Here is a 24,566-nt window from a genome sequence, read left to right on the forward strand (position 1 = left end):
CGTGGAAGCTCGTCACCTCCGGTACGCCCTGGCCCTCGCCGAGCATCAGCACTTCGGCCGCGCCGCCGCGTCATTGGGCATTGCCCAGCCGCCGTTGTCGACGCAGATCGCGGCGCTTGAGCGGGAGGTCGGCGAGCGGCTTTTCGACCGCACCGCGCGCGGCGTTTTTCCCACGGCCGCTGGGGATGCGTTCCTCGCCAGGGCGCGCGGCGCGCTTGCCGAGATGAGCCTCGCGCTCGTCGACGCGGGCCGCGCGGCGCGCGGGGAGACCGGGAGGCTGCGGCTCGGGTTCATCGGGTCCGCGCTGCTCGACCCGTTGCCGGGGGTGATCGGCCGGTTCCGGCGGACGCATCCGGAGGTGCGGATGACGTTGCAGGAGCTGGACAGTTCCGCCGGATCCGCGGCGCTGCTCGCGGGCGAACTGGATGTGGCGGTGGGACGGGGCAGCCCCCGTGGCGCCGGCGCGGAGCACCTGGTCACCGTGCCCATCGGCGCCGACCATCTAGTGGCCGTGGTCGCGGCAGGACATCCCTTCGCCGGGCAACAGTCGGTCGACGTCGCGCAACTCGCCCGCGAGCCGCTCGTGGCCAGCGCGGACGCGGCGGGTTCCTATCTCCGATCGGTGTTCGAGCCGGCCGCCCTCGACGGTGCCACGCTGGCACGCGACATCCACACGATCGCCGGGCTCGCCGCCTGTTCGGCGGGGGTCGGTCTCGGTCCGGAGCGGATGCGGCTGATCGCGCGCAAGGACATCCGGTTCTGCGCCGTCGAGCCGCGGTTCCGGCTGCCGGATCTGCAGATGTCCTTCCGGGTGACCGATTCCTCGCCGGTGCTGGCCGCTTTCCTTTCGGTGGTCCGGCAGAACTGCGCCGACGTCGGCGGCAGGCTCGACGAACTGCTCGCCCGGCATCCGGGGCTTGGCGCCTCGTGACTGCTGCGCGACGGCCGGGAGGGTTTCGGGCTAGGCATCAGCCGCTGAACTCGTAAGTGGGGTCGTCCCGGTAGCGCCGGGCGGTGTCCCGCAGACAGCCCAGCAGCACGTCGCCGTGCTTCAGGTCGTTGCCGGCCCAGGCGGCCCACGTCCGCATCCAGTGCTCGGGACGCTCCGCGTGCAACGGAATCCATCGCCACGCGGGGAACCACTTCCGCGCGGACGTCGCGCCGATGAGCACCGTGTCGACCCCTGAGCTGGTGGCGATCAGTTCGCTGTGCTCGGAGAACGCGCGGAACAGCCAGTCGACATCGGTTCCGGTCGCGGTTGCCGCGGTGCGCAGGCTGACCTCTTCGCCCTTGGCGGAATGGGCCATGACACGCAGTCCGCCGAGGTCGGTGACGTCGAGCTGCTCCCGGTCCTGTGGCCCGGTGCCCTCGCGGAAAACGCAGCCGAGCCGTTGCCGGAAAAGGAGTTCCTTGTGCAGTTCGGGCGGCTGGGTGTGCACGAGGCTCAGGTCCAGCAAGCCGTTGAGCAGCAGCCGGCGCTGCTCCTCGCTGGTCGCTTCGACGATCGCGAAATGGATCTCCGGCGCGGCTTCGCGCACCGCGTTCAGGTAGGCCTCGATCCAGCCCGCGGGGATCCCGGACGGGACTCCCAAGTGGACGAGATGCCGGGCGCCTGCCGCCGCCTGGAGAACCTCGGGGACCCGGTCGACCAGCTCGAAGACGGACAGCAGGTGGTCGCGCAGGCCCTCGCCGGCCGCGGTCAGTTCGGTGCCGGTCGCGGTGCGCCGCAGGAGCTGATGCCCGAGCTTCTTCTCCAGCTGGGCGATCTGCCTGCTCAGCGTCGGCTGGGTGAGGTGCAGGGCCGCCGCGGCGCGCGAGATGGAGCCGTACTCGGCGACAGCGCGGAAGTAGTCGAGGTGGCGCAGCTCCAGCATGCACCGAGCATATGCCTCCCGGGCATGGCGGGGTCGGACGATCGGCATTTGATCTATAACCGCTGGTCACACAGGATCATCCCAGCGAGAAGACGACCGGAGAGGGACGCGATGACCGTCGAGGTGGCATTCGAGCGGCTGCCCGGGCCGGAGGGGGCGCCGTTCACGTTCGTGCTCGTCCACGGCTGGGCGCGCTCGCGCTCGGACTGGCAGCCCGTTCTGCCCGGCCTGCAACGGATCGCGCCGGTCGTGCTCGTGGACCTGCGCGGGCACGGCGAGTCCGAGCCGGGGCCGGACATGCGGCTGCCGCACGTGGCGGCGGACGTCCGCGCGCTGGCGGACCGGCTCGGTCTCGGCCGCGTGGTGCTGGTCGCCCACTCCGCGGGCAGCGAGGTGGCGGCCTTCCTTTCCCGGCAGGAGCCGGAATCGGTGGCCGGGCTGGTCGCGATCGACCCGGCGTTCGGGCTTCCTGACGAGGACCGGGCCCGCATCGAAGGAGTCGCCGAGCGGCTCCGGCGCGAGGATCCCGTTGCGGTCGCCCGCGAACACTTCGCGAGCCACGGACCGAGCCCCGTGCTTCCCGGCACCGGAGACCTGGTCGCGGCCGCGCCTGAAGCCGTCCGCGACCTGTTCATCGACTTCGCTTTCGGTACGGAGGCGTTGCATTTCCTGTCGCAGGCGAAGGAGTTCTTCGCCGGTTTTCCCGTACCGCTGCTCGCGATTTACCGGAACGACGAACGCGCCCGCCTGGCTCGCGAGTTCCTCTCCGACGCCATGGTCAAAGTCCTGCCGGGCGGGCATTGGACGCACTACGAGCACCCCGGCGACGTAGTGGCCGCGATCGCCGAATTCCTTGTCCTGGACGGAAAAGAAGGAAGCACACCATGACTGAACCCCGCCGTGTCGCGATTGTCACCGGAGCCGCGGGAAAACTGGGCGCCGCCATCGCCGAACGCCTGCTCGAAGACGGCGTCGCCGTCGTGGTGGCCGACGTCAAGGCGGACGCGGCGGACGCGACCGCCGCCGGCCTGCGCGCCCGGTTCGATCCGCCCGCGGTCGGCATCGCCGCGGACCTCGGGTCCGTCGAGTCGATCGAGGATCTGATCACGGACGTGGGAAGGCGTTTCGGCCGGATCGACGTCATCGTCAACAACGCGGCCGTGAACCGCCGCTCCACGCTCGCCGGGCTGTCCCCGGACGACTGGGACCTCATGAGCGAAGTGAACCTGCGCGGCCCGGCGTTCCTTGTCAGCAGGGCACTGGAGTTCTTCAAGACGCAGCACAGCGGCGCGGTGGTCAACATCGCCTCGCGCAACTGGGTTTCCGGCGGGCCGGTCGCCTACACCACCATGAAAGCCGGGCTCGTCGGGTTGACCCGCTCCCTTGCCACTGAACTCGCGAAGTACAACGTGACGGCGAACGCGGTCGCGCCGAGCTTCATTCTGTCCGACTTCACCGCCTACGACCGCGACGCGGAACAGCTCCGGCGGCTCACCGCGGAGTACCAGGCCATCACGCCGATGCCGCGGATGGCGGAACCCCGCGACGTCGCCGAAGCCGTCGCTTTCCTGGCCTCGCCCGCGGCGTCGTTCATCACCGGCGAGGTCCTGCACGTCTGCGGCGGCGCGCAGCTCGCCCCGCTCCCCCAGACCCCGCTCGCCGTCGAACACGCGGCCCAGCCGTGAAGTTCGGCGTCGCGACGATCTGTCTGCCCACAGTGGACATCCCTGAATGCATCGCTCAGGTCAGCGCCGCGGGGTTCGGCGGGATCGAATGGCGGGTCGAGCCGCGCCCCGGGAGCATCCGCGACCCCAAGCCCGCGCACCCGTACCTGGTCAGCCACCGCGCCACTCTCCCGCTGGACGTGCCGGCCGCCGAGGCGGTCGCTCGCGACACGCGCGCGGCAGGACTCGAGGTGATCGGCCTTGCCCCTTATATCGAGGTCGGCGACATCGAGATGCTCCGGCTCGCGTGCGACCTGGCCAACGCTGCCGACGCTCCGCAGATCCGGTTGCAGGCACCGCGAATCTCCCGGACGGGAAAGTCCTATTCGGACCTGTTCGAGCACACCGTCGCGTTCTTCGGGGAAGTCGAGACCGCCGCGCGCGACGCCGGCATCCGCGCGCTGCTGGAGATCCACCACAACACCATCTGCCCCAGCGCCTCGCTCGCCCACCGGGTGGTCTCGCGCTTCGACCCCGCGCACGTCGGTGTCATCTACGACCTCGGCAATCTCGTCTTCGAAGGCTACGAGGCGCACGAGATCGCACTCGACCTGCTCGGCGGCTATCTCGGGCACGTGCACCTGAAGAACGCCGCGCACTTCCGCTCGCCAGGCGGCGGCTGGCAAGCCGCCTGGACTCCGCTCGAGGACGGCGAAGTCGACGTCCCCCGCGTGCTCGGCCTCATCGGCCAACGCGGCTACCCCGGCTGGGTCTCGGTCGAGGACATGAGCCTGGACCGCCCGCCCGTCGCGACCCTGCACCACAACGCCGCCCAGCTCCGCGAGTGGGGCTTGCTGCACTGATGCTTCCCGTTACTGGACAAGGAGGTCCACAATGGATGCGATAACGTCTACATCGGACACCGCAGTGCCCCTGATCGCGAAGGCGTCCCGCTACCGGTGGGTGATCCTCGCCGTGTGCTGGCTGGCCTACACCCTCATCTATCTCAACCGCACTGCCTGGTCGGTGGTCGCGGTCGACGCTTCGCACTCGATCGGGCTGTCGGTGGCCCAGCTGGGGATCTTCGCGACCGCGATGTCCATCGGGTATGTGGTCACCAACATCCCCGGCGGAATCGTCGCGGACCTGATCGGCGGCCGCCTCGCCGTCGGGATTTCCCTTGTCCTCGCTGGAGTGCTGACGTTCGCCTTCGGCACGGTGCACAGCCTCGGCGTGGGGATCGCGATCCAGGTCCTCATCGGGCTGGTCAGCGGCGCCGACGTCGCGTCCTTCACGAAACTGCTCAGCCGCTGGTTCCCGCCGCGCGAGCGCGGGACCGCGTTCGGGCTGTACATCACCGCGACCGCGTTCGGCAGCGTGCTCGCCAACGCCTCGATCCCGGCGCTGATGGCGAAGCTGGACTGGAACGGGGTCTACTACCTGTTCGGCGTGCTCACCGTCGTGGTCGGCGTGGTCTGCTGGGTCCTGCTGCGCAACGACCCGCCCGTCGCGGTAGAGCCCGTCGAGAACCCCGCACCGGGCGGACGCCTCGGCTTCGCGGCGATGCTGAGGAACCGCAACCTGATGTCGCTCGCGGCCGCCGGGCTCGGCATGCAGTGGGCCACCCTCGGGTTCCTGGCCTGGGGCAACTCCCTGATGGTCAAGTCTCTCGGGCTCTCCGCGGGGAAGGCCGCGCTGGTCATGGTCATCGTCAGCACCACCGCGATCGGCGTGAAGCCGCTGGTCGGCTTCCTGTCCGACCGCGTGCGCGGCACCCGCAAGGCGCACCTGATGATTCTCAGCGGGTACTTCGTGCTCATCCTGGTCGTCTTCGGCCTGGTGCGCGACTACACCGTCCTGCTGATCCTCGCCCCGCTGCTCGGTTTGGGCGTGTACGGCTACACCGTGCTGACCAACTCGACCGTCCCGCAGTACGCCGACCCGCGCTTCGTCGGCGGTGCCTTCGGCCTCGCCAACACGGCCTGGCAACTCGGCGGCGTGTTCGCCCCGGTCGCCGTCGGCGCCGTGTTCAGCGCGACCGGCTCGCTGTTCCTGGCCTTCGGCGTGCTGGCGATCGGCCCGCTGCTGGGCGTCCTGCTGCTCCTCCCGATCCGTGAACGGAGAGAAGCAGTCAGCCGTTGAGGCGGGGGAACAACTTCTCCGAGTTCCCGCGGTCGATCGCCGCCCGCAGAGCGTCGTCCAGCGGGTGGCGTTCGAAGGTCTTGTTCATGAACCCGACCGCGACCGCGGGAGCGAACGGGAAGTCGCTGCCGTAGGTGATGTGGTCCGGGGCCGCTACCTCCAGCAGGCTCGGCAAGGCCGACGGCGACGCCGAAAGCGCGATGTCGTAGTAGAACTGCCGCAGAACCGCGAGTTGCTTGGGGACCTGGTGCTTTTGGTCGAGCAGCGCCCACGCCTGCTGTGCCTTGTTCTTCGTGTTCAGCATCGTGAGCAGGATGCGGTACGAGATGTAGGGCACGAACCCGCCCGCGTGGGCGAGGATGAACTTGATCCCCGGGTACTTCTCCATCGATCCCGACAGGATCAGGCTGATCGCGGTGCGCGTGGTGTCGAGCAGGAAGTCCGCGGTGAAGGTGGGGATTCCGGGCACCTCCGGGCCGGGCAGTTCGCCGGGGTGGACGAAGACCGGCGTCTGGCGTTCGTGGAGGAACTGCAGCAGCGGCTCGAAATCGGGGTCGCCGAGGTAGCGGCCGTCGTTGTTGGCCAGCAGGACGATTCCGTCGGCGTGCAGCGTGTCGAGTGCGTACTCGGCTTCGGCGAGCGCGCCCTCGACGTCGGGCAGGGTCAGGGTGGCGAAGAAGCCGAACCGGTCTGGGCGGTCGGCGACGACCTCGGCGGTGTACTCGTTGACGTCGCGGGCCCAGCGGCGGGCCTCCGGGACGTCTCCGAAGAAGACGCCGGGGGTCGAGAGGGAGAGAATCCCGGTGGCGATCCCGTGGCCGTCCATGAACTTCAGCGCGGCTGAAGGCGACCAGGAGGGCAGGTCGACGCCTCCGGGGCGGATTCCCTTGTCCCCCATCCACTTCGCGTAACGGGGCGGCACCAGGTGCTGATGGGTGTCGATGCGCTGGGCACGGCTCATCGGAGACGTCCTTTCTCGGGGCGGGTCAGCGAAGCTGGGCGGCGAGGCCGAACACCGCCTGGGCGTGCAGTTCGAACAGGCGCAGCAGGTCCACGCTGTCGCCGCCGATTTCCTTCGCGACGAACAGCCCGTCGGCACCGGCCATGGCGTACGTCGTGAGCAGTTCGACGGAGGCGGAGTCCAGCTCTGGCATGAATTCGGCGAACATGCTCGCCACGCGTTCGTGCGCGACTTCGCGCACTTGCAGGAACATCGTCCGCGCGCTGGGCTCTTCGGGACGGCGTTCGAGGGTGAGCATGAGGCCAAGACGCAGGAAGTCCGGGGCTTCGAGCAAGGCCTTCGCGACCTGCTGCGCCAGCCCGGTGGCGCGCGCGATCGGCGTTCCGTCCTCTTCGGGCAGGGTCAACGCGGCGAGCCAGCTGTCGAAGCTGCGCTCGATGACCGCGGCGATCAGGTCGTCTTTGTCCTTGAAATGCCAGTAGATCGAACTCGCCGGCAGCCCGCATTTCTTGCTCACCAAGGCGATGCTGGCGCCCTCGTAGCCGCGTTCCCCGGCGACTTCGACAGTCGCGTCGAGGATCTTGCGACGCGACTCCTCGCCGTTCGCCCGCCGGCGTCGCGTACCTCGTTCGTTCGCGTTCACTCCCGCATCTTACCGTATCGGTCACTACAGGAAGGGGTTGACCACGCCGTCGGCGCGACTTACCGTAGCGATCGATCCAATTGTAGCGATGACTACAGGAATGTTCCCGACTCCACGTGGAGGCCCCGTGCCGCCGACCGGCTCACCATCGCCCGCCGTGCCCGAAGACCGGTTGCGGCGCAAGGAAAGCACCGTCCGGGCGGGTGCCCGTGACATCTTCCTCACCGAGATCACGGCCGCGGCTGACGCGACGCCGGTGGTCCTGCTCCACGGCGGCGGCCCGGGCGCGACCGGCGCGTCCAACTACGCCCGCAACGCCGACGCGCTCGCCGCGGCCGGGTACCGGGTGCTGGTTCCGGACATGCCCGGATACGGACGGTCGGCGAAGGAGTTGGACCACGCCGACCCGTTCGGCGACCTTGCGATCTTCGTGCGCGGCCTGCTCGACGCGCTGGACGTGGAGAAGGCGCACGTGGTGGGCAACTCCTACGGCGGGGCGGCGGCACTGCGGCTGGCGCTCGACCGGCCGGACCGGGTGGAGACGCTCGTGCTGATGGGGCCCGGCGGCATCGGCACGACGCGTCGGCCGCCTACCAAGGGGTTGAACGCACTGCTGGGGTACTACGGCGGCGAGGGCCCTTCCCGGGCGAAAATCACGTCGTTCATCCGCGACCACTTGGTCTTCGACGCGTCCGAAGTGCCCGAAGAACTGATTGAACTGCGCTACCAGGCCAGCATCGACCCGGAGGTGGTAGCGAACCCGCCGCTGCGCCGCCCGTCCGGGCGCGGAGCGCTGCGCACGTTGTGGCGCATGGACTTCACCCGCGACCGCGACCGGCTCGCGCGCTGCCAGGTGCCCACGCTGGTCGTGTGGGGCGCCCACGACAAGGTCAACCGCCCGTCCGGCGGGCCGTGGCTGGCGCGCACCATGCCGCACTGCGACCTGCACCTGTTCGCCCGCACCGGCCACTGGGCCCAATACGAGCAGGCCCCGCGGTTCAACCGGCTGCTGCTCGACTGGCTGGGGGCGGCGAAGTGACCACTGTGGACACTGTGGACACTCCCAGCCGCCCGGACGTCTTCGGTGCCGCGCGGCTGGGGTACCTCGTCGTCGAGTCGCGGCGGCTGACCGACTGGAACCGTTTCGGGGCCGACGCGATCGGCCTGCACGTCGACGAACTCACCCGCGACACCCTGCGTTTCCGCCTCGACGACCGCGAATGCCGGTTCCTCGTCCAGCGCGGCCCGGCCGAGGACGTCACGGCCGCCGGCTGGGAAATCGACGACCACGAAACCTTCGAGGTCGTGCTGGGACGGGTCACCGCCGCCGGTCTTCCCGTCACCGAAGGCTCCGCGGAGGAGGCCGCCCTGCGCGGGGTCGAGCGGCTGTGGCGGTTCCCCGGCCCGAAAGGCATCGCCACCGAGGTCTTCACCCGGGCCCGCACGACCGCCGCGCCCTTGCGGATGCGCAACACCGCGTTCGTCACCGGCCGCTCCGGCATGGGGCATCTGGCGATCACCACCACCCGGCCCGAGCAGCTGCACACCTACTGGAACAACCTGCTGGACCTGCGCCTGTCGGACCGGATCGTCGAGCGCATCGGCCCGGCGAAGCTGAACATCCGGTTCCTGCGCAGCGGGCAGCGCCACCACTCCATCGCGCTCGCCGACGTCGCCGGGCTGCGCATCGACCCGGTCCGCACCTCCGTGCAGCACGTCAACATCGAGATCGCCACCCTCGAAGACCTTCTCGCCGGCTTCCACCGGGTCACCGAACTCGGCTTCGCCATGGCCTGGTCGGTCGGCCAGCACACCAACGACCGCGAGCTGTCCTACTACTGCGTCACTCCGTCCGGGTTCGAACTCGAGGTCGGCTGGAACCCGGTCGTCGTCACCCCCGAACGGGAGGAGACCTGGGAACCCGCGACCTACCAAGGCATTTCGCTCTGGGGACACACCCCGGTCGGCGCAGGCGTCGCCGCCCTCATGGCGCGTTTCCAAGCCGCGGTCCGGTCGCTGCGCGAGCAGGAGGAGACCGTCCCGGCGCTGTCCTCCGCCGCGCTGGGTTCCCGTCGCTGACATCCCCAGCCGAGGAGGCACCAGGAAGTGTCCGAAATCCCCCGCTACGACGTGGCCGTCATCGGGTACGGGCCCACCGGGGTCACTGCCGCCAACCTGCTTGGTGCGCAAGGATTGAAGGTGGTCGTCGTCGAACGCGACGCCGAGGTCTACCCCCGCGCCCGCGCCATCTCCACCGACGAGGAAGTACTGCGCATCTGGCAACAGATCGGCCTGGCCGACGAGCTGCGGCGAGACATGCTGGCCGAGTTGCCGATCGAGTTCGTCGATCATCGAGGGCAGCCGTTCCTGTCCGCTTCCTTCGACCCGGCGGGCCACGGCTATCCCCCGCAGCTGTTCCTCTACCAACCGGCCGTGGAAGACACGCTGCGCAAGGGCGTCGCCCGGTTCCCGAACGTCGATCTGCTGCTGGCCCATGAGTGCCTGCGCGTGCGCCAAGACGCCAGCGGCGCCGAACTGCTGCTGGCGGAGGACGGCGGCGAGCACGTCAAACGGGTGCGCGCTTCCTGGGTCGTCGCCGCGGACGGCGGTTCGAGCCCCACTCGCGGCCAGCTCGGCATCGGCTTCGACGGCCGCACCTCCGAAACCCGCTGGGTGGTCATCGACACCGAGGTCCATCGCGAGTGGCCCGGGCACGACCGGCTGCGCTTCCACTGCGATCCGCTCCGCCCGGCGGTGGACTGCCCCACCCCGCTGGGCCACCACCGCTGGGAATTCCCCGTCCTTCCCGGCGAGGACGAAAACGAACTCGTCACCGACGCGGCCGTGTGGCGCCTGCTGGCCCGCCAAGGCATCACCCGCGAGGAGGTGACCGTGCTGCGGGCGGTGGTCTACAGCCACCACGTGCGCGCCGCCGCCCGCTGGCGCGCCAGCCGCGTCTTCCTCGCCGGCGACGCGGCCCACGCCATGCCGCCGTGGATCGGCCAGGGCATGGCCGCCGGCGTCCGCGACGCGGCCAACCTGTGCTGGAAGCTCGCCGCCGTCATCCGCGGCGAGCTGCCCGAAACCGTGCTGGATTCCTACGAGACCGAACGCAAACCGCACGTACGCGAGGTGACGCGCCGCGCCGTGCTGGTGGGCCGGATCATCACCGAACGCCGCCGCCCGGTCTGCCGGATCCGCGACACCCTGATGCGCCCGATGGCCCGGCTATCGCTGGTCCGGCGTCTCCTCGTCAAGGTGTCCTGGGTGCCCGCGGCGCGCTACCCACGCGGATTCCTCGGCAGCGGAACCCCCGCTGTCGGCCGCAAAGTGCCCCAGCCGTGGGTGCTCGACAGCGACGGCGCCCGCAGCAGGCTCGACGACGTCCTCGCGGGCAAGTGGACGGTGCTGAGCACCCGCGCCGCCAGCCCGGACCCGGCGTGGACCGCGGCCGTTCGCCTGACGGTCCTGCCTCCCGGAGCACAGCCGGAAAACGGAGCCGTGGTCGACCTCGACGGCACCCTCCTCGCCTGGATGCGGACGCATCAGGCACACACCTTGGCTCTGCGGCCGGACGGCTTCGTCTACGCGGACGCCGCGCTTTCCCCGCCGCCCGCCCGACTCCGGCACTGATCGCCCGCTGCACTGGGAAGGACCTCCCCCATGAACCGAAAGTTCACCCGGCGCCGGGCTGTCGGCGCTGCCGCCGCCCTGGCCAGCGCTGGTTTGTTCGGCACGGCGGCCGCGATGCCGTCCGGTGCCTATCGGATCGACTTGCACGCGCACTTCCTGCCGCCCGACTACCGGGCTGCCCTGCTGAGCCACGGCTACTTCACCATCGGCGGCTACCCCACTCCCGACTGGTCTCCGGAGTCGGCACTGGACTTCATGAGCCGCTACGGGATCGCCGCCCAAGCACTGTCCATTTCGGACCCCGGCGTTTCCTTCCTCCGCGGCGCGGAGGCGCGGGACATGGCCCGGTACTGCAACACCTACGCCGCAGGCTTGTTCAAGTCCCACCCGACTCGCTTCGGCGGCTTCGCGGTGCTCCCCATGCCTGACGTGGCAGCGTCGATCGCCGAACTCGAATACGCGCTGACCGTGCTGAAGCTCGACGGCGTCGTGTTGCTGTCCTCATACGACGGCGTATATCTCGGCGACCCGCGCTTCGAGCCGTTGATGGCCGCTCTCGACCGGCGCCAGGCGTACGTTTTCGTCCACCCCGCCTCCGTTTCCCGGGACGCGAAGCCAGAGCTTCCTCTCCCGGACTTCCTCTACGAGTTCACCTTCGACACCACCCGCGCCGCGACGATGCTGATGTACACCGGAACGATGCGCCGATACCCCCGCATCAGGTTCCAGCTGGCGCACGCGGGCGGCACTGTCCCTTTCCTGACCCACCGCTTGGGCGTGCTCTCGAAAACCGGAGCCGCCGAGTTGTTCCCGCCCGGCGTGCCGCGGCCGTCGGCGTTCGACATCGCCGAACTGGTCAGGACTTTCTTCTACGACACCGCGTTGAGCCCCGCGGCAACAGACCTGCGCAGCGTGCTCGCGGCCGGGCAGCAATCCCGCGTCGTCTTCGGCAGCGACTGGCCGTTCTCCCAGCTGACCCTCACCGGTTCCGGAGATCCGCAGCCCGAACTCGACCAGACGTTCACCGCCGGCGACCGGCTTCAGATCGAGCGGGCCAACGGCTTGCGCGAGTTGCCCCGGCTAGCGCAGGCCGTCGAGTCCTAGGGTCACCGGCCCGCAGTGGTCAACGCGGTCAACAGCCGAGGGAGCACGTCCGTCAGATAGCGGCTGTCCGCCTCGGCGGGCACATCGTCGAGGAGCGAGCGTTCGAGCATGGCCGTGTACAGCGCCACGACGGTGACCACGGCGCTGCGCGCGTCGACCGCCAGTCGCAGGTCCAGCCGCCCCAGCATGTTCTGCAGGATTTCGGCCAGTGCGTCCTGGAAGCGGAGATCGGCGGCCGCGGTCGGGGCGCGCAGGTCTGGACGGCGGAGAGCCTGGGCGCGGAACTCGGCGTTGAGCAGGTACCACGTCTCGTCTGCGGTGACCGACTCCATGAAGAGGGCGCCGACGCTGCGCATCACGCGGTCGGCGGTGTCCGGCGAGGCGAGATCGGCCGCGGCGACTGCCTTGTCGACGGCCGCGCGCAGCCGGTCGGCGCGTTCCTGCATCTCTACCTCGTAGATCGCGAGGAACAGTTCTTCCTTGCTGGCGAAGTTCGAGTAGAAGGCGCCGCGGGTGAAGCCGGCCCGTTCGCAGATCAGTTCGACGGGGGCGTCCCGGATGCCCGTCTCGGTGAACACCTCGTAGGCGGCGGCCATGACTCGCCGCCGCGTTTCCGCACGCCGGCGGGTCATTCTCTTCGGGGTTTCCAGGCTCGCGCCGGTGGTCGCCATGTCGCTCACCCTATCTCCGCAGCTCCCCCGACCAGGTGATCGGATACACGTTGCATCGGATGCACACTGCATTACGATACACCTTGTATCCGACGTTGGGAGCGCCCGTGTCGTCCTTCCTCTACCGGCTGGGCCGCGCCGCCGCCCGGGCGCGCGTGCTCGTGGTGGCGCTGTGGGTCGTGATCCTGGCCGCGGCCGGCGGGGCGGCGCTCCTGGCCAACCAGGGCACCGACGACGCCTTCGCCATTCCGGGCTCGGAGTCCCAGGACGCGCTCGACCACCTCGGCCGCGTCTTTCCGGAGGTCAGCGGCACGTCCGCGCAGCTGGTGCTCGTGGCGCCGGAGGGCGCGAAGGCCGATACCCCGCAGATCCGGGCCGCGGTCGCCCAAGCGGTGGACCGGATCGGGAAGCTGGACCAGGTCGCCACGGTCGTGAACCCGTTCGACAAGGGCGTCAACGGCGCGGTGTCGAAGGACGAGCGGGCCGCGCTCATCGCGGTGCCGCTGAAGGTGCAGATCGCCGAGGTCGACCCGGCCACCAAGACGCAGGTCGCCGCGATCGCCGCCGACCTCGCGAAGACCACCGGCACGGAGGTCCACACCGGCGGCGACGCGTTTTCCGACCGGGTCCCGAAGCTCAGCCCGACCGAGGGCATCGGCCTGGTCATCGCGTTGCTGGTGCTGGTGCTGATGTTCCGGTCGCTGATCGCCGCGGCGATGCCGCTGGCCACGGCGGTCCTCGGGGTCGGCGTCGCGGGCGGCCTGATCTTCCTGGCCACGCTGGTCACCCCGATCTCCTCGACCGCGCCGATGCTGGCGGTGATGATCGGGCTCGCCGTCGGGATCGACTACGCCTTGTTCCTGCTCTCCCGCCATCGCGACCAGCTGGCGGAGGGCCTCGACGCCGAGGAGTCGATCGCCCGGGCCACGGCCACCGCCGGGTCGGCCGTGATCTTCGCCGGGCTCACCGTGGTCATCGCGCTGCTCGGGCTGGCGGTCGCGGGCATTCCGTTCCTGACCACCATGGGCATTGCCGCCGCCGTCGCGGTCGCGCTGGCCGTCGCGATCGCCGTCACGCTGGTGCCCGCGCTGATGTCCTTTGCCGGCAAGCGGTTGCGGCCGCGGGTCAAGAAACCACGGCGGCGGACCCGGCGGCGCCAGAAGCCGCAGATCGCGCGCGGGTGGGTCCGGCTCGCGACCAAGGCGCCGCTGGTCACCGTGCTGGTCGTGGTGGCCGGTCTGGCGGTCTGCGCGATCCCGGCGATGTCGTTGCGCCTGGCGTTGCCGGACAGCGGAACCGAGGAGCACGGCAGCCCCGCGCGCGACACCTACGACGTCGTCAGCGAGCATTTCGGGCCCGGCTACAACGGTCCGCTGATCGTCACGGCGGACATCATCACCAGCACCGACCCGATCGGGCTGATGAACAAGCTCGCCGAGGACATCCGGCACGTGCCCGGCGTCGCCTCGGTCCCGCTGGCCACGCCGAACCCCAAGGGCGACACCGGAATCGTGCAGGTCATCCCCGCGACCGCGCCGGACTCCGTGCAGACCGACGACCTGGTCGCCCGGCTGCGCGGGATGGAGCCGCACTTCCGGGACGCCTACGGCGCGCAGACCGCGGTCACCGGGATCACCGCGGTCGGGATCGACGTGTCCGCGCAGCTCGGCGACGCGCTGGTGCCGTTCGGAATCCTGGTGGTCGGTCTCTCGCTGATCCTGCTGGCCATGGTGTTCCGCTCGATCTGGGTGCCGATCAAAGCGACCGCGGGCTACCTGCTGTCGGTCGCCGCGGCGTTCGGCGCGACGTCGTTCGTGTTCGTGGAGGGACATCTCGCGGACGTCCTCAATGTGACTCACGTCGGAAGCGTGATCAGCTTCCTGCCGATCATCCTCATGGGTGTCCTTTTCGGACTGGCCATGGACTACGAGGTCTTCCTCGTCTCGCGGATCCGCGAGGACTACGTCCACGAAGGCGATCCGCACCACGCCATCGAATCCGGGTTCGTTTCCGCGTCGCGGGTGGTCGTCGCGGCCGCGGTGATCATGCTCGCCGTCTTCGCCGCGTTCGTGCCCGAGGGCAGCGCCACGATCAAGCCGATCGCGTTCAGCCTCGCGGTCGGCGTGTTCATCGACGCCTTCATCGTGCGCATGACGCTGGTGCCCGCGGTCCTCGCGCTGCTGGGCCGCCGCGCCTGGGGACTGCCTCCGAAGCTCGACCGCGCCCTGCCGGTGTTCGACGCGGAAGGCGACGCGCTCGTCCGCGAACTGCGCTTGGCCGACTGGCCCGCGCCAGGCAGCACCGAGGCGGTCAGCGCCCGAGCGCTCCGGCTCGAAGACGACCGGGGCGCTCCGGTCTACTCCGGAATCGACCTGCACCTCCAGCGCGGAGAAGTCCTTGTGCTGCACGGCGCGGGCGCGTGCGGGAAAACAGCTTTGCTGTACACGCTCGCGGGACGGGTCACGAAGTTCACCGGCGACCTGAAGGTGCTCGGGCGTGTCCTGCCGCAGCACGCGCACGCCCTTCGCCGGGACGTCGCCGTCGTTCCCTGCCGCGACGAGAAAGACCCGGCCCGCCAGATCGCGGACGCGCTGGAAAGCGACGCCGGGCTGGTCGTCGTCGACGACGTCGACCTCGTGCTCCGCACCGACGTCCGCGACCGGGTGCGGGCCCTGCTCGGCGATCGCCGCACCCGCTCCGGCGAAGCCGCCACCTTCGTGCTCGCCTGCCAGGATCCCGACCGCATCCGGGACCTGCTGCCCGCCGGAGCCACCCGCCTGCACGGTCTCACCGCCGCCCAGCCCGCCGAGGTCCGCTGATGCTGAAGCCGTTCGCCAACTCCGCCCGCGCACTGGCCACCGGGCCGCTGACCTGGCGCACCTGGGCCGGCCTGATCGCCGTGCCGCTGATCGTCACCGGCTTGCTCACCTGGGCGTTCTGGACGCCGGACGCCAATCACGGCACCGCCAAGGCCGCCGTGGTGAACAACGACGAACCGGTGCAGGTCAACGGCCAGCCCATTCCGCTCGGCCGTCAGCTCGCCGGATACCTGACCCACAGCGAGGATTCCTCCTACACCTGGGTGCTCACCGACGCCGACGACGCCGCGTCCGGCCTGGCCGACGGCAGCTACGCGGCCACCGTCACGATCCCGAAGGACTTCTCCGCCCGCGCCACCTCCAGCGCCACCGGCAAACCGCTCGAAGCCCGGCAGGCGCGGCTGCAGGTGCAGACGTCCGACGCCGCCGGAGTCACCGACCCCAGCCTGGCCACGCACATCGCCCAGGCCACACAGGACACCCTCAACCAGCAAGTCGTGGAAACCTACCTGGACAACGTGTACGTCGGGTTCACGACACTGCACAAGCAAGTCGGGCAGGCAGCCGACGGCGCGGCCCAGCTGGCCGACGGGAACCGGCAGCTCGCCGAGGCCGCCGGTCAGCTCAACGACGGCGCCGGCCAGCTCGCCACCGGGACCCAGCAGCTCGCCGCCGGGTCCGGGAAGCTGTCCTCCGGGCTCACCCAAGCCGAACGGGACACCGCGCAACTGCCCGCGCTGACCCGTCAACTGGCCGCCGGAGCCGATCAGGTCGCCGACGGCAACGAACAACTCGCCGCCGTCGTCGTGCCGCTGGCCAACCGGATCATCGCCGCCATCGACGCCCTCCCCTCGGCGGACAGCGCCGCGAAGCAGTTCCGGCGGCTGGCCGACCAGTGCCCCGCCAACGGCGGCTCGGCTGCTTTCTGCAGCGACCTGGGCCGGACCGCGGACCGATTCACCGCTGACGCGCAGAAGATCGACGGCGCCAAGGCCGCGGTCCGGGCCAACGCCGTCAAGGCTCGCGACTCCATCCAGGCTCTGGCCAACGGAGCCCGGAAGGTCGCCGACGGAAATGCCCAGCTGGCCGATAAATCCGGACAGCTCGCCGCCGGAATCGCGTCCGCCGCGGACGGCGCCCGCCAGCTCGACAGCGGTGTCCGGCAAACGAACTCCGGCGCCCACAAGCTCGCCTCCGGCACCGGACAGCTGGCCGACGGCGCCAAAAAAGCCGACCGCGGCGCCCACGAGCTGGCCACCCAGCTCGACAAGGGCCGCGATCAAGTCCCCAGCTACACCGACGCCGAACGCGCGCACCTCAAGACCGTCGCCGCCGCCCCGAGCACCTCGGCCGCCGACGGGACCCCGACCGGAACCCTTGCCCTCACGCTGTTCGCCGCTTTGGGTCTCTGGGCGCTCGCGCTGGCCACTTACCTCATCACCCGCGCCGTTCCCGACGCGGTGCTCACCGCCCGCGAACCCACCTGGCGGATCATCCTGCGCGCCGCCATCCCCGGCGCCACCGCCGCCGGACTCGCCGCCGTCGCCATCACCGCGATCGCAGTCCCGGTGCTCAAACTCGGCCTCGGCGGCACCGTCGGATTCCTGCTGATCGCGCTGCTGGCCGCGTCCGCGTTCGTCGCCCTCAACCAAGCGGCGACAGCGATCTTCGGCCGCGCCGGCCGGATCGCCTCCTTGGCGGTGCTGGTCCTGGCCGGAGCGACCGGTGTCGTCTCGACACTTCCGGGACCGCTGTACGCACTCGCCGACTACCTGCCCACCCACGGCGCGGTACTCGCGTTGCGAGCCGCCGCCACCGACGGGACCGGACTGGCCACCGGCATCGCCCAACTCGCCGCGTGGCTGCTGGTCGGCGGTCTCGTCTCAATCCTGGTCACCGACCGCCGCCGGTACCTTTCCGCCAGGAGCATCCGCCTCCGGCGCACGCGTGCGCTGTCCGCCAGCTGATCAGGAGGGTCTCCCCTACCGGATCGGGCGGCCAATGCCAGGGACTTAATGCGGCGTTGTGGGTGCGGGGTTGGGTTGTCCGTGAGGGGAACCCTCACGGACTCTGATTCCCTCAGGGTTCCCCTCACGGACCTTCGGATGCGGTCACGCGGGCATCAACCGGTCATTGGATCGGGCGGCTGACCAGCTCGTCGAACTCCCGGTCCGGCAGAGTCCGGTTCAGCTCCAGCAGTTTCTCGGCGTGCAGCCCCACCGCGTAGCGAGTCTCCGGCGGATCCGCTTCCACCGCCTGCCGGATCGCCTCGGCGACGACGGACGGGTCCGCGCCGTCCGCGAGGCCGGTTTCCGATTGGCTCGCCATCTTCTCCGCCATTTCCCGGTACGGGCCCTGGCCGGAGTACTGCCGCAGCTGCGCGGCGGTCTGGTCTTCGAATTCGGTCTTGATGATGCCCGGCTGGATGATCACCACCTCGACGCCGAACGGGCGGACCTCCATGCGCAGCGTGTCGGAGTACGCCTCCAGCGCGTGTTTCGAGGCGTAGTACCAGGAACCGAGCGGCAGGCTGATCTCTCCGCCGATCGAGGAGACGTTGACGATGCGGCCCGATCCTTGTGCGCGCATGGCGGGCAGGACGAACTGGACCAGCCTGGCCGGCGCGAAGACGTTGACCTCGAACTGGTCCCGGGCGGCGTCGAGCGGGACGTCTTCGGCGGCTCCGTGCAGCACGGTTCCGGCGTTGTTGACCAGGACGTCGATCCGGCCCTGTTCGTCCAGGACCGTGCGGACGGTGCGGGCCAGGTCGGTCTCGTTCCGGGCGTCCATGGCCAGCGGATGCCCGCCTGCCTCGCGGAGGTCGTCCATTTTGGACAGGCGGCGCGCGGCTCCGTACACGATGTGCCCGGCCTGCAGCAGGTTCAGTGCGGTGGCGCGGCCGATTCCGGCGGAGGCTCCGGTGATCAAGCAGACTTTCGGCACGGTTCAGTCCTCCCAGGCGACGGGCAGCTGGTGCACGCCGTAGATGAGCATGTCGGTGCGCATCGCGATGTCTTCAGCGGGCACGGCCAGGCGCAGCGACGGGAATTTGGCCAGCAGGGCGGGCAGCGCGACCCGCAGCTGGAAGCGTGCGAGCTGCTGGCCGAGGCATTGGTGGATGCCGTGGCCGAACGCGACGTGCCCGCTCGCTTTGCGGCGCAGGTCGAGTTTGTCCGGCGCGGGGAAGTGCTCGGGATCGTGGTTGGCCGCGGGCACGGAGATGGTGACCGACTCGCCGGCGGTCACGTGTTCGCCGTGGAGTTCCAGGTCTTCCAGCGCGGTGCGCACGGTGAACGGGATGATGCTCAGGTAGCGCAACAGTTCTTCGACCGCTTGGTCGGCCAGTTGCGGCTCGGCGCGCAGCAGCGCTAGCTGGTCGGGGTGTTCGAGCAGGGCGAAGACGCCCAGCGCGAGCATGTTGGTGGTGGTGTCCAGGCCGGCCCCCAGCAGGCTGAAGCCGACGTTGACCAGCTCGGTGTCGGTGAGATCGCTGGCGGTCAGGTCGCTGAGCAAGTCGTCAGTGGGGGCTTTTCGCTTGGCGCGCACCAGTTCGCCGATGACGCCGAGGACAGCGGCGTAGGCTGCGCCGGTTTCTTCGGGGGTGTTGTCCAGGCGGAACAGGGTGAGCGCCTGCTGCTGGAACCGGTCCCGTTCGGCATAGGGGACCCCGAGCAGTTCGCAGATCGTGTGCGCGGGCAGCGGCTGCGCCAGTGCCGGGACCACGTCGGCCGGGCTGCCCTGGTCGGCCATCGCGTTCAGGCATTCGTCCGCGACGGCCTGGATCCGCTCGGTGAGCCGGCGCATCCGGCGGACGGTGAACTGGCCCGCGAGCAGTTTCCGGTAGCGGGTGTGCTCGGGAGCGTCCATGCTGCCGAACATTCCCGGCGGCGCGGGCTGATCGCTCGTCGGAGCGCCGGGGATCGGCAGGTGCCGCAGTTCGACCCGGGCGCTGAAACGGCGGTCGGCCAGCACCTCGCGGGCGAGCGCGTGCCCGGTCACCAGCCATCCGGTGTGCCCGTCCGGGTAGTCCAGCCGGCTGAGCGGGCTCTTCTCGCGCAGTTCGGCCAGCCCCTCAGGCGGGTCGAACGGCTGTCCGGCCTGCCGTTCCGTCGGCAGTGTCCTCGTCATCGCCAGCTCCCTTCCGGTGAACCTCTTGCGGGAAACGGTAGGGCGATGTTTCACTGTTTCGCAAACGCAGAATCTGCATATCCGCAGGACAGAGCCACATTATCGATGCACTAGCCTGCTGGTGAACGCATCGAGGGCGGAGACGATCAGATGCCAGCCGGCAGGTTGAGCTACCCGGAACGACAGCGCGTCGCGGCCGGGTTGGCGGACGGGTTGAGCTACGCCGAGATCGGGCGGCGGCTGGGCAGGCCGAAGTCGACGGTGATCCGCGAGGTCGCCCGCAACGGCGGCGCGCACGACTACCGGGCCGACCGCGCCGAGCAGGCCGCCCGCCGCCGGGCGCGGCGCCGCGTCCCCGCTTCGCTGCCCGCACCGCCGGTCCGGGCGGCGGCTGACCCGCGGACCCGGAGCGACTTCGAGGAGCGCTTCGCGACGATGGCCACCCAGACCGGGATGCCGTCGATGATGGCGCGGGTGCTGATCTGCCTGTTCACCGCCGAGTCGGGCAGCCGCACCGCGACCGAGCTCGCCGCCCGGCTGCGCGTCAGCCCGGCGTCGGTCTCCAAAGCGGTGGGCTGGCTGGAAGAACGCGGGATGCTGCGGCGCGAGCGGGACGGACGGCGCGAGCGCTACCTGATCGACGACCACGTGTGGCAGCGGGCCTGGCTGGCCAGCATGGCAGGCATGGCCCAGTGGGCCGATTTCACCCGCCAAGGCGCGGAACTGTTCGGCGGGGACAGCTTGGTCGGCACCCGGCTCCTCGCGACCAGTCAGTGGCTTCAGCACATCCGGCAGGACATGGTCGACGCCGCCGAGCATTGGCTGCGGGCGTTCCCCTCCTCTTGACCTCCAGCATGGTGGAGGGATGAGGCTGAGCGCATGACCATCTGGATTTGCGGAACGTGCGGGGTCGAGCACCCGGACACCGAAGCACCGCCGGCCGGGCTCTGCCGGATCTGCGCGGACGAACGGCAGTACGTCCGCGCCACCGGGCAGACGTGGACCACATTGGACGAACTGGCCGCCGTCCCGCACGAACTGGTCCACGAGGAACCCGAGCCGGGGATCCACCGCCTGCACCGCGAACCGGAGTTCGGCATCGGCCAGTGGACCTACCTGGTCCAGACCGAGGCGGGCAACCTGCTGTGGGACCCGCCCAACGCGCTCGACCGGCCGTTGCTCGACAAGATCGCCGAACTCGGCGGAGCCGCGGCGATCGTGGCCAGCCATCCGCACATGTACGGCTCGCAGGTGAGCCTGAGCCACCGGCTCGGGAATGTCCCGGTGCTCGTGCATTCCGCGGACCGGCAGTGGGTGCAGCGGGAGGACCCGGTCATCCGCGAATGGCACGGCACCGAACAGGTCCTGCCCGGGGTCACTCTGGTCGAAGCGGGCGGGCATTTCCCGGGCGCCGCGGTCGCGCACGTCGCGACGGAGAAGGGCGCGCTGCTGGTCGGCGACACCATCGTGCCGGTCGCCGCGCCGGGCTGGGTGACGTTCATGCGCAGCTATCCCAACCAGATCCCGCTGTCCGCCGGGCTCGTCCAGCGGCTCGCGGACCGGCTCGCGCCGTACGCGTTCGACCGGCTCTACGCCCTTACCGGGGCCACCCTGCAGACGGACGCGAAGGCTGCCGTGCTTCGCTCCGCACAGCGCTACATCGCCTGGGTCGACGGCACGAACGACCATCTCGGCTGACTCGGTGCCGATGAGTTTTTCGCGCCGCGCCCGTCGGTATCGGTGAGACTGACTCACTGGAGGCTGGCATGACCCGGAAACTGATCTTCGGCATGAACCTGTCGCTGGACGGCTACATCGCCGCGCCAGGCGACGACATCGGCTGGAGCGAGCCGAGCGACGAGCTGTTCCAGTGGTGGCTCGACTACGAGCTGGCGATCAGCAGGTCGCTGTACGGGCGCAAGCTGTGGGAGACGATGAGTTCCTACTGGCCGACCGGCGACCAGCAGCCAGGCGCGACCGCGGCGGAGATCGAGTTCGCCCGGAACTGGCGGAACACGCCGAAGACGGTGTTCTCCTCGACGAGCGGCCAGCTCGGCTGGAACACCCGGCTGGTCACCGGTGACGCGGTCGCCGAGATCGCCCGGCTCAAGGCCGAGGACGGCGGCCCGCTGAGCATCGGCGGCGCCACCCTCGCCGGGGCGGCCATGCGGGCCGGGCTGATCGACGAGTACGCCCTGGCCGTCCACCCGGTCCTGGTGGGCGGCGGCAAGCCGTTCTTCGCCGCGCTGGACAGCTGGGTGAACCTGAACCTGGTCGAAACGCGGACGTTCCCCGGCGGCGTCGTGCTGACCCGGTACGAGACGAGGCGCTGAGCCGGACTGGGCTCACCGGGTCGAGGACAGGTCCAGCCACGGCTTCCCGGCGACCTCGAATCCGGTGAGTTCGGCGATCTTCCCGTCGGCGATGTGCAGGACCGCGAGGTTCAACAGCCGGTACTCCGAGTCTCCGGGGGCGCGGAGGTACAGCGCGGCGGCGGGCATCCGGTTGACCGTCGTCGCGATACCGCGCCAGTCGTCGTAGCCGCGCTGGAAAAGCCCGCTGGAGACCCAGCCGTCGACCGCCTCCTTGGCCGTCGTGACCACGGTGCCGGGGTCGGGCAGCATCGCGAAGCGCAGGTCGTCGCGCAGCAGGGACGTCAGCCCGGCGACGTCGTTGCGCTCGTGAGCGTCGAGGTACGCCTTCAGCACGCCGCGCTCGACGCGCGACAGCTCGTGGGTGGCCGGGCTGCGCCAGTCGAGGCGGCGGCTGGGCAGCTGCGCGCGCATCGTCACGCGTGCCCGCTGCAGTGCGCTGGTCACCGACGCGACGGTCAGGTCCAGCGCGTCGGCGGCCTTCGACGCCGGCCAGCCGAGGACGTCGCGCAGGACGAACACCGCGCGCTGCCGCGGCGGCAGGTGCTGGACGGCGACGACGAACGCCAGCTCGATCGTTTCCCGCGCCACCGCCGATTCCTGCGGGTCCTCGGGGAGCATCTGGTCGGGGTACGGCTGCAGGTACGGCAGCTCGGCGCCCGACAGGTCGGACGGCACCGGGGTGCGGTCGTTGCGCTTGTCCAGGAAATCGAGGCAGGCGTTGGTCGCGATCCGGTACAGCCAGGTCCGCAGCGCGGCGTGGCCCTGGAACGACTCCCGTTTATGCCACGCGCGCAGGAACGTCTCCTGCGTCAGGTCCTGGGCGTCCTCGTAGTTCGCGAGCATCCGGTAGCAGTGCACCCGCAGCTCGCGGCGGTGGCGCTCCGTGACGAGCGCGAAGCGCGCCGGATCGCCGGAGCGGACCGCCGCGAAGAACGCGGCCTCGTCGGTCATGGTCGTCAATCCTTCCGCCGGTGCGAAGAGCTATCAGAATTGACGTCGCGGCGCGGGATTTCTGATCGGTCAGCGGCGCACCCGATAACGCAGGTGCAGCACCCGGTCGCCCTGGAGCACCTCGTCCGGGTCCTCCAGCAGGTGCTGTGCTTGGACCGACCCGAAGAAACGCTTGCCGGACCCGAACACGACGGGCACGACGTCCATCCGCACCTCGTCGACCAGGCCCGCGGCGAGCATCTGGCCGCCGACGTCGCCGGCGGCGACCTCGACGACGCGCTCCCCCGCCAGTTCCTGCGCCTTGGCCATCGCCGCCTCGATGCCGTCGACGAAGTGGAACGGCGCCGCGGGGTCCCAGCCCTCGGGTGCCGGCCGGTGCGTCACGACGACCACGTGGTCGATCCCGCCCGGCGGCTTCCCGTCCCAGCCGTCGGTGAGGTCGAAGACGTGGCGGCCGGCGATCGTCACCCCGATCTGGTCCCAGTAGGCCCGGGTGTAGTCGTAGGACGTCTGCGACACCTTCAGCGCGCCGCTGTCGTCCAGCGGGACGGTGCCGCTGGTCAACCAGTCGAACAGCGGTCCGGGCTGGTCGTTCTCGTCCGCGACGAAGCCGTCCGCCGACACCGAGCTGTACAGGACCACCTTGCCCACCGGGCTCTCCTTTGCTTGGGGTGCCCACAAATTAGCGGGTCGCGCGCGGTCGCTCTTGTAAGAAATCAATCGGCGGGCAGCGGCCAGCTGTCCAGGACGTGGCCGGGATGTTCGCGCAGGAACCGCCTCCGGACCTCGACGTACCGGGTCGGCGTGAACCCGGTGAACGCGCGGAACTCGTGGCCGAAGTGGGCCTGGTCGAAGTAGCCCGCGCCGCCGGCGAGCTCGCCCCAGTCGACCGGCCCGGCGACGTCGATCGAGAAGACGGTGGAGGCGAAGCGGTAGGTGCGGGCCAGCCGTTTCGGCGTGACGCCGACGAGTTCCTTGAACCGCTGTGCCAGATGAGTGCTGCTGACCCCGGCCGCGACGCTCAGGTCGCCGATCGCCACCGCCCCGCCGCGCGCCGCGATGACGCTGCTCGTGTGGCGGACCAGCGCCAGGCCCGCGGTCTCGGACAGCCGTCGCGTCAGCTCGTCTTCAAGCAGCGTCAGCATCTCGTGCGGTCCGTCCGCCTCAGCCAGCCGCTCTCGCAGCTCGGCGGTGGCGGACCGGCCCCAGACCTGCTCGATCGTCACCGGCCGATCGCGCAGCTCGGCGGCGGGCATCGGCAGGAACGACGCCGGACCCCACGGCTTGAAGTGCACGCCGACGGACCGGGTCCGCGGCGGATAGCCGAACTCCAGCGCGCGGGTGGGTGTGGTGACCACGCAGCCGTCGGCGTACTCGACGGTCTCGATGTCGGCACCGGAGCGGATGCGGAACGGCGCCCCGAGGTTGACGATCAGCAACGCCCCCGGCATCGGCGGCAGCGTGAGCCGGGCATACGGCGGCGCGCCGTCGAGGTAGTAGAGGTCGTCGATCAGCCCGTCCAGCGGCGGTCGCGGCACTCTGGACACGTACTCCACGTCCACAGCATTGCCGACACCTCACCGGTGCCGCAAATGCCCGGG

Annotated in this window: 23 protein-coding genes; 14 read left to right on the plus strand and 9 right to left on the minus strand. The window is 70.2% G+C overall.

The genetic code is table 11. From position 1 onward, the window contains the following. The first annotated feature begins 1 nt into the window (after position 1). Positions 2-931 carry a LysR family transcriptional regulator gene (locus ACFSVL_RS23150; protein ID WP_378307429.1) on the plus strand — a complete coding sequence of 310 codons (930 nt, stop codon included), beginning with the start codon at positions 2-4 and terminating at the stop codon, positions 929-931. A 37-nt stretch (positions 932-968) separates the two neighbouring features. On the opposite strand, the gene ACFSVL_RS23155 is transcribed toward ACFSVL_RS23150, so the two are convergent. Beyond that, the gene (locus tag ACFSVL_RS23155) at positions 969-1,874 is read right to left on the minus strand and encodes a LysR family transcriptional regulator (protein WP_378307431.1); all 906 of its coding nucleotides are present in this window, start codon (positions 1,872-1,874) and stop codon (positions 969-971) included. A 111-nt stretch (positions 1,875-1,985) separates the two neighbouring features. Here ACFSVL_RS23155 and ACFSVL_RS23160 point away from each other — a divergent pair, with 111 nt between their 5' ends. The 4 genes from ACFSVL_RS23160 to ACFSVL_RS23175 are packed head-to-tail and all read left to right on the plus strand — an operon-like array spanning position 1,986 to position 5,680. Continuing rightward, positions 1,986-2,762 carry an alpha/beta fold hydrolase gene (locus ACFSVL_RS23160; RefSeq protein ID WP_378307433.1) on the plus strand — a complete coding sequence of 259 codons (777 nt, stop codon included), beginning with the start codon at positions 1,986-1,988 and terminating at the stop codon, positions 2,760-2,762. Continuing rightward, a complete protein-coding gene (locus ACFSVL_RS23165; protein WP_378307435.1) occupies positions 2,759-3,559 on the plus strand; it encodes an SDR family NAD(P)-dependent oxidoreductase in 801 nt (266 codons plus the stop codon). The genes ACFSVL_RS23160 and ACFSVL_RS23165 overlap by 4 nt, the downstream gene beginning before the upstream one ends. 32 nt (positions 3,560-3,591) lie before the next feature. After that, positions 3,592-4,401 carry a sugar phosphate isomerase/epimerase family protein gene (locus ACFSVL_RS23170; protein ID WP_378307437.1) on the plus strand — a complete coding sequence of 270 codons (810 nt, stop codon included), beginning with the start codon at positions 3,592-3,594 and terminating at the stop codon, positions 4,399-4,401. A gap of 31 nt (positions 4,402-4,432) precedes the next feature. Further along, a complete protein-coding gene (locus tag ACFSVL_RS23175) occupies positions 4,433-5,680 on the plus strand; it encodes an MFS transporter (protein ID WP_378307439.1) in 1,248 nt (415 codons plus the stop codon). Here the strand turns inward: ACFSVL_RS23175 and ACFSVL_RS23180 are convergent. Both ACFSVL_RS23180 and ACFSVL_RS23185 read right to left on the minus strand, forming a co-directional pair. Then, the gene (locus ACFSVL_RS23180; RefSeq protein WP_378307441.1) at positions 5,670-6,641 is read right to left on the minus strand and encodes an amidohydrolase family protein; all 972 of its coding nucleotides are present in this window, start codon (positions 6,639-6,641) and stop codon (positions 5,670-5,672) included. The two genes, ACFSVL_RS23175 and ACFSVL_RS23180, sit on opposite strands and share 11 nt — an antisense overlap. A 25-nt stretch (positions 6,642-6,666) precedes the next feature. Then, positions 6,667-7,284 carry a TetR/AcrR family transcriptional regulator gene (locus tag ACFSVL_RS23185; RefSeq protein WP_378307443.1) on the minus strand — a complete coding sequence of 206 codons (618 nt, stop codon included), beginning with the start codon at positions 7,282-7,284 and terminating at the stop codon, positions 6,667-6,669. A gap of 157 nt (positions 7,285-7,441) precedes the next feature. On the opposite strand from ACFSVL_RS23185, the gene ACFSVL_RS23190 reads away from it, so the two are divergent. The 4 genes from ACFSVL_RS23190 to ACFSVL_RS23205 are packed head-to-tail and all read left to right on the plus strand — an operon-like array spanning position 7,442 to position 12,021. Then, complete coding sequence (locus ACFSVL_RS23190) at positions 7,442-8,323, plus strand: alpha/beta fold hydrolase (protein WP_378307445.1); 882 nt, start codon at positions 7,442-7,444, stop codon at positions 8,321-8,323. Beyond that, a complete protein-coding gene (locus tag ACFSVL_RS23195) occupies positions 8,320-9,363 on the plus strand; it encodes a VOC family protein (protein WP_378307447.1) in 1,044 nt (347 codons plus the stop codon). The genes ACFSVL_RS23190 and ACFSVL_RS23195 overlap by 4 nt, the downstream gene beginning before the upstream one ends. A gap of 27 nt (positions 9,364-9,390) precedes the next feature. After that, positions 9,391-10,917, plus strand: a complete 1,527-nt coding sequence (locus ACFSVL_RS23200; protein WP_378307449.1) for a bifunctional 3-(3-hydroxy-phenyl)propionate/3-hydroxycinnamic acid hydroxylase — start codon at positions 9,391-9,393, stop codon at positions 10,915-10,917. Between the two features lie 30 nt (positions 10,918-10,947). Continuing rightward, complete coding sequence (locus ACFSVL_RS23205) at positions 10,948-12,021, plus strand: amidohydrolase family protein (protein WP_378307451.1); 1,074 nt, start codon at positions 10,948-10,950, stop codon at positions 12,019-12,021. A 2-nt stretch (positions 12,022-12,023) separates the two neighbouring features. Here the strand turns inward: ACFSVL_RS23205 and ACFSVL_RS23210 are convergent, their stop codons facing one another. Continuing rightward, positions 12,024-12,692 carry a TetR/AcrR family transcriptional regulator gene (locus tag ACFSVL_RS23210; protein ID WP_378307453.1) on the minus strand — a complete coding sequence of 223 codons (669 nt, stop codon included), beginning with the start codon at positions 12,690-12,692 and terminating at the stop codon, positions 12,024-12,026. 107 nt (positions 12,693-12,799) lie between these two features. Here ACFSVL_RS23210 and ACFSVL_RS23215 point away from each other — a divergent pair, with 107 nt between their 5' ends. Together ACFSVL_RS23215 and ACFSVL_RS23220 are read left to right on the plus strand one after the other, a co-directional pair. Next, the gene (locus ACFSVL_RS23215) at positions 12,800-15,511 is read left to right on the plus strand and encodes an MMPL family transporter (protein ID WP_378307455.1); all 2,712 of its coding nucleotides are present in this window, start codon (positions 12,800-12,802) and stop codon (positions 15,509-15,511) included. Next, complete coding sequence (locus tag ACFSVL_RS23220; RefSeq protein ID WP_378307457.1) at positions 15,511-17,478, plus strand: YhgE/Pip family protein; 1,968 nt, start codon at positions 15,511-15,513, stop codon at positions 17,476-17,478. Before ACFSVL_RS23215 ends, ACFSVL_RS23220 begins: the two co-directional genes overlap by 1 nt. Before the next feature lie 163 nt (positions 17,479-17,641). Here the strand turns inward: ACFSVL_RS23220 and ACFSVL_RS23225 are convergent, their stop codons facing one another. Both ACFSVL_RS23225 and ACFSVL_RS23230 read right to left on the minus strand, forming a co-directional pair. Further along, complete coding sequence (locus ACFSVL_RS23225) at positions 17,642-18,454, minus strand: oxidoreductase (RefSeq protein WP_378307459.1); 813 nt, start codon at positions 18,452-18,454, stop codon at positions 17,642-17,644. A 3-nt stretch (positions 18,455-18,457) separates the two neighbouring features. Continuing rightward, entirely contained in the window at positions 18,458-19,639 is a 1,182-nt protein-coding gene (locus tag ACFSVL_RS23230; protein WP_378307461.1) for a cytochrome P450, read from the minus strand. A 150-nt stretch (positions 19,640-19,789) separates the two neighbouring features. Here ACFSVL_RS23230 and ACFSVL_RS23235 point away from each other — a divergent pair, with 150 nt between their 5' ends. The 3 genes from ACFSVL_RS23235 (at position 19,790) to ACFSVL_RS23245 (ending at position 21,972) form a co-directional block, all read left to right on the plus strand. Then, positions 19,790-20,485, plus strand: a complete 696-nt coding sequence (locus tag ACFSVL_RS23235) for a helix-turn-helix domain-containing protein (RefSeq protein ID WP_378307463.1) — start codon at positions 19,790-19,792, stop codon at positions 20,483-20,485. 33 nt (positions 20,486-20,518) lie between these two features. Continuing rightward, a complete protein-coding gene (locus ACFSVL_RS23240; RefSeq protein ID WP_378307465.1) occupies positions 20,519-21,337 on the plus strand; it encodes a hydrolase in 819 nt (272 codons plus the stop codon). 68 nt (positions 21,338-21,405) lie between these two features. Beyond that, positions 21,406-21,972 (plus strand): dihydrofolate reductase family protein, encoded by a 567-nt coding sequence (locus ACFSVL_RS23245; protein ID WP_378307467.1) that lies wholly within the window; start codon positions 21,406-21,408, stop codon positions 21,970-21,972. Positions 21,973-21,984: 12 nt separating this feature from the next. Here ACFSVL_RS23245 and ACFSVL_RS23250 read toward each other — a convergent pair whose 3' ends face one another. The 3 genes from ACFSVL_RS23250 to ACFSVL_RS23260 form a co-directional block, all read right to left on the minus strand. Beyond that, complete coding sequence (locus ACFSVL_RS23250) at positions 21,985-22,965, minus strand: RNA polymerase subunit sigma-70 (protein WP_378307469.1); 981 nt, start codon at positions 22,963-22,965, stop codon at positions 21,985-21,987. A gap of 69 nt (positions 22,966-23,034) precedes the next feature. Continuing rightward, positions 23,035-23,616 carry a dihydrofolate reductase family protein gene (locus ACFSVL_RS23255; RefSeq protein WP_378307471.1) on the minus strand — a complete coding sequence of 194 codons (582 nt, stop codon included), beginning with the start codon at positions 23,614-23,616 and terminating at the stop codon, positions 23,035-23,037. Positions 23,617-23,681: 65 nt separating this feature from the next. Further along, a complete protein-coding gene (locus ACFSVL_RS23260; RefSeq protein WP_378307828.1) occupies positions 23,682-24,503 on the minus strand; it encodes a helix-turn-helix domain-containing protein in 822 nt (273 codons plus the stop codon). Between the last annotated feature and the right edge of the window lie 63 nt (positions 24,504-24,566).

The organism is Amycolatopsis silviterrae, assembly GCF_042684085.1.
In the GTDB taxonomy this organism is placed as follows: Bacteria; Actinomycetota; Actinomycetes; order Mycobacteriales; family Pseudonocardiaceae; genus Amycolatopsis; species Amycolatopsis silviterrae.